This is a genomic window from Clostridium sp. 1001270J_160509_D11 (assembly GCF_015667935.1).
In the GTDB taxonomy this organism is placed as follows: Bacteria; Bacillota; Clostridia; order Peptostreptococcales; family Peptostreptococcaceae; genus Intestinibacter.
Map to the genome: position 1 here is coordinate 1 of NZ_JADPET010000192.1, position 4,334 is coordinate 4,334.

4 protein-coding genes are annotated in these 4,334 nt (G+C 27.2%); 3 read left to right on the top strand and 1 reads right to left on the bottom strand.

What is annotated here, in order from left to right; all coding sequences use genetic code 11:
- Positions 1-379: 379 nt before the first annotated feature.
- Positions 380-715, bottom strand: a complete 336-nt coding sequence (locus I4U58_RS12850) for a metal-sensing transcriptional repressor (RefSeq protein WP_022070752.1) — start codon at positions 713-715, stop codon at positions 380-382.
- 169 nt (positions 716-884) lie between these two features.
- Here I4U58_RS12850 and I4U58_RS12855 point away from each other — a divergent pair, with 169 nt between their 5' ends.
- From I4U58_RS12855 to I4U58_RS12865, 3 genes are all read left to right on the top strand, one after another.
- Positions 885-1,091 carry a hypothetical protein gene (locus I4U58_RS12855; protein ID WP_195931741.1) on the top strand — a complete coding sequence of 69 codons (207 nt, stop codon included), beginning with the start codon at positions 885-887 and terminating at the stop codon, positions 1,089-1,091.
- A 65-nt stretch (positions 1,092-1,156) separates the two neighbouring features.
- A complete protein-coding gene (locus tag I4U58_RS12860; protein ID WP_195931742.1) occupies positions 1,157-3,100 on the top strand; it encodes a cation-translocating P-type ATPase in 1,944 nt (647 codons plus the stop codon).
- Positions 3,057-4,103 carry a M20/M25/M40 family metallo-hydrolase gene (locus I4U58_RS12865; protein ID WP_195931743.1) on the top strand — a complete coding sequence of 349 codons (1,047 nt, stop codon included), beginning with the start codon at positions 3,057-3,059 and terminating at the stop codon, positions 4,101-4,103. The genes I4U58_RS12860 and I4U58_RS12865 overlap by 44 nt, the downstream gene beginning before the upstream one ends.
- The last annotated feature ends 231 nt before the right edge of the window (positions 4,104-4,334 follow it).

Here is a 4,334-nt window from a genome sequence, read left to right on the forward strand (position 1 = left end):
ATTATTATCTCCTTCTTCTATATAGTATTATTATTTCATTAAAGTTTTTTGTATTTATTTTTTAAATTGGTTTCTATATTCTTACTAATACTTTATACACTAGTAATACCAACATAATTATTAATTTTTCAAGTGATAAACTTTTATTTTTATGTAAAAATTCATTTCTTTAGCACAATATCTAGTGCCGACTGATTTATTTTACACCATATATTGTGTGCAATCAAGTTAGTTTAATCAAAAATACATAGATATAATTTTCCAAAAATCATCTATTTTTTACCGATGCTTTGCCCCTACTTGAGTCTAGATATTCTTAATAAATTTTACTCTTTCAAAAAATTTTTTTCATAATTTTTTAGGGGTAAAATTTGATTATTTATCTTACGAATTTATCAATTGCATCATTTAAATCTTTTAATAATTTTTGTTTTTCTTCTAACTGTTCTTCTCCCACTACATCTACTATACATTTGTTTATATGATCTTCTAATATTTTCTTCCCTAAATTGTTTAATGCAGCTTTTACTGCTGATATTTGTATTAAAATTTCTGTGCAGTCCCTATGTTCTTCCATCATAGTTTTTACAGAATTAGCATGCCCAATAATTCTAGACATCCTATTTATTAACTTTTTATAATCTTCATCCGAATGTTTATGATTTGAATGAGCATGATTATGCTCATGATTATTCTCTTGTATATTACTACCCATTAAAACCCCTCCTAATCTCATTTACAACATATCAATTATACCTTATATATTATTTTTTAACCATTTTATTATAAATAATTGACACTTTTTTCCATAAATCCTATAATATAATTAATAACCCCCTATAGGGGATATTAATTATATTTAATCAATAAGGAGGTAATTTAAAATGCATGAAGGTCACCATGGAATATTTGATGATATGGAGGATATGGACGATTTATTTGGAATAAATGAAGAACATGATCATGGACATCATCACCACGAACATAGTCATAATCACGAACACCATGACCATAAGCATAACCAAGATAACTCCGAAGACCATAAGAAAAAGAAATTTAGTTTATTCAATAAGAAAAAGACTGATAAATAACATCACAATATACACCTGAGAGTTTTTCTCTCAGGTTTAAAATTTTTTAAAATGAGGTGTAAAATATGAGCAAATTTATAAAAAAATACAATATATATATCCTTCCTTTTACTTTACTAATATTAAATATATTAGCTATTATTTTTCACTTTTTTACAGAAAATAATTTTAAATTTGAAATTATTCCACTTATAATTGGTGGCTTTGTAGTAATTAAATCTACCGTACTAGCAACTATCAAAAAAAGAAAAGTTACTGCCGGATTATTAGTCGTTTTAGCATTGATAGGTACTACCTATGTTGGGGAATATCTATCTGGTTCTATAGTTTCATTCATGATGATATTTGGCGAGTTTCTAGAAGATTTAACTATGAAAAAAACACAAAATGCAGTCCGCTCTCTAATCCAACTAGTCCCACATAAATGCAGAAAAAAAATCGGAAATAAATTTGAAGAAGTATCAATACGAGAAATAAGACCGGGAGATATAATTCAAGTTATAGCAGGCGAAAAAATTCCTGTTGACGGTATTATTCAAAACGGTCAAGCAACTATAAATGAATCTGCCATAACAGGTGAATCAATGCCAGTTGATAAAACTACAAAAGACAAAGTTTTTGTAGGTACTTTAAATGAAAATGGAGTTATAGAAATTCTCACACAAAAAATAGGTAACGAAACTATACTCGGTCAAATTATCAAAACAGTGAAAAGTGCCCAAGAAAACAAAGGTAATGTACAAAAAACTGCTGATAAATTTGCAGAATTCTTCCTTCCAACTATCCTTTTAATTTGTGCTATAACAGCTCTACTTACAAAAGATATAATGCGTGTAATGTCTATTTTGGTAATTGCATGCCCTTGTGCATTGATACTAGCTACTCCAACAGCAGTTGTTGCAAGTGTCGGTAATGCTGCAAAAAAAGGAGTTTTAATAAAAGGTGGGGTTGTCATTGAAGAATTAGCCAAAGTTACGACTATTTGCTTTGACAAAACTGGAACAATAACTAAAGGTACTCCAGAAGTTGTCGATATCTTAATATGTGATAAATCTAAAAGAAATGAATTTTTAAATACATTAGCAATTGTTGAAAAAAACTCCGGCCACCCTATTGGAAAATCAATTATAAAATATCTTGTTGAAAAAGAGAATCTAAATTTAGATGAAATTCCAAATGGAAAGTTCAACATGATGTTTGGACGTGGTGTAAATGTAAAAATAAATAATAATTATTACGAAGTTTCAAATAGAAAACTTTTAAATGAATTAAATCCCGAAATTTATAAAACACAAAATAAACAAATTAAACCTCTTTCAAATAAGCAGGTTTATAATTTTTTAGACCATGAAGAAAAACTAGGTAGAACTGCTCTAGTTGTCGTTTCAAATGATGAGATACTAGGTTGTATATCTATTGCCGATACAGTCAGACCTTATATTAAAGATACTATCAATGAATTAAAAACTCTCGGTATAGAAGATTTCATTATGCTTACTGGTGACAATGAATATACTGCCCAAGCAATTTGTGATGAAGTTGGAATAAATAAATTTAAATCAAATTTACTTCCTCAAGAAAAATTAGACTATATAAAAGAACTCCAATCAAGTGGAAAACATGTCGCTATGATTGGCGATGGAATTAATGATGCTCCTGCTCTTACACTTGCCAATGTCGGAATCGCAATGGGTATGGCTGGAACAGATATAGCATCAGATGCATCAGATATTACACTTATGTCTGATAGAATTGATTTCTTATGTGAAACAATTGCTCTAAGCAAAAAAACATACTCTATTATAAAACAAAATATTTGGGTATTTGCAGTTTGCGTAAATATAATCGGAATACTTCTATCTGGACTGGGATTTTTAAATCCTATTGCAGCAGCTATTATACACAATGCATCTTCAATTTTTGTAGTATTAAATTCATCTAGAATGTTAGGATATAAATATAAAAATGATACAAAAAACAATAATAGATTATCTTTGCAATCTAATTAATATTAATACTACAATTGATTCAAATAATGAAATTGAAGGCATTTTATATATAAAAGAAGTGTTTGATAATTTAGGTATTGAAAATAAAATTTACGAGCCAGTTTCAGGCAAAGGAAATATAATTGCTACTATAAAAGGAAAAAGTGATAATAAAATACTTCTTCACTCTCATATAGATACAGCTAATTATAATAGTGAAAATTGGCTCTTTCCACCAGATAAAGCCACCATCACAAATAATTGTGTAGTTGGTAGAGGTGCACTTGATTGTAAGGGATTAGTTTCAATTTGGATGGAAATAATGAGAAACTTATCATTAAATAAACATATACCTGAAAATACAATTATATTTATGTGCTCATGTGATGAAGAACAAAGTGGCAAATACGGTACTGAATGGATTTTAGAAAATACAAATATAATTGATAATTTAAAACTAGTTATAGGCGAAGGTGGCGGATATCCTATTGTGCTAAAATCAGACTATTACTTCACTATCCAAACTGAAGAAATTTACCCATATAATTCATATGAATTGAAAAGAATAAATGAAAGTAAAAAATATTCTTATGATTTAATTAACAAAATACTAAATCAAGCTTTAAATTTAGGTTATTACAATAAAAATACATTAGAATTTTATAATAATATAGATTTTCAAGGTAAACGAAAAATCGCAAAACAATCTTTTTATGAAAATATAGATCTCATACTAAGTAGAAATATAAACAGAAACTATACAAATATTTTTTCATTTATAGAATCCGAATTAAAATCTATAAATCAAAATTACAAACTATTGCCTACTATAACACCTGGATATAGTGATAATAGATTTTTTAGATATAGAAAAATACCAACTTTAGGTTTCTTCCCACTTGATACAAGAAATAATATTTCTGGAATTCATGGAAATAACGAATATATTAGTTTTAAATCATTAAAATTATCTTATGATATATTGAGTAAAGTTGTTGATTTTCTATCTAATTATAATTATTAATCAAGCAGCGGATAAATATATGTTTATCCGCTCTTTTTATTTTATACTTTAATTATTTTTCAGGTGTTTTTTCTTTATTAAACATCACTAAACCTATAAAAAATAAAATATCAATTATAAGAAGTATAATCAGGCATATTGTAACTGATGTTCCAAAATAAAAATGGTCGTTTTGTGCTATGAAATCTATTCCAAATACTGATGCTTGTACGTATTTTAGCTCATCATAAA

What these genes read in the sequence shown, in the direction of transcription:
- I4U58_RS12860 (WP_195931742.1), top strand. Translation starts at nt 1,157, where the DNA reads ATGAGCAAATTTATAAAAAAATACAATATATATATCCTTCCTTTTACT.
- I4U58_RS12850 (WP_022070752.1), bottom strand. Translation starts at nt 715, where the DNA reads ATGGGTAGTAATATACAAGAGAATAATCATGAGCATAATCATGCTCAT.
- I4U58_RS12855 (WP_195931741.1), top strand. Translation starts at nt 885, where the DNA reads ATGCATGAAGGTCACCATGGAATATTTGATGATATGGAGGATATGGAC.
- I4U58_RS12865 (WP_195931743.1), top strand. Translation starts at nt 3,057, where the DNA reads ATGATACAAAAAACAATAATAGATTATCTTTGCAATCTAATTAATATT.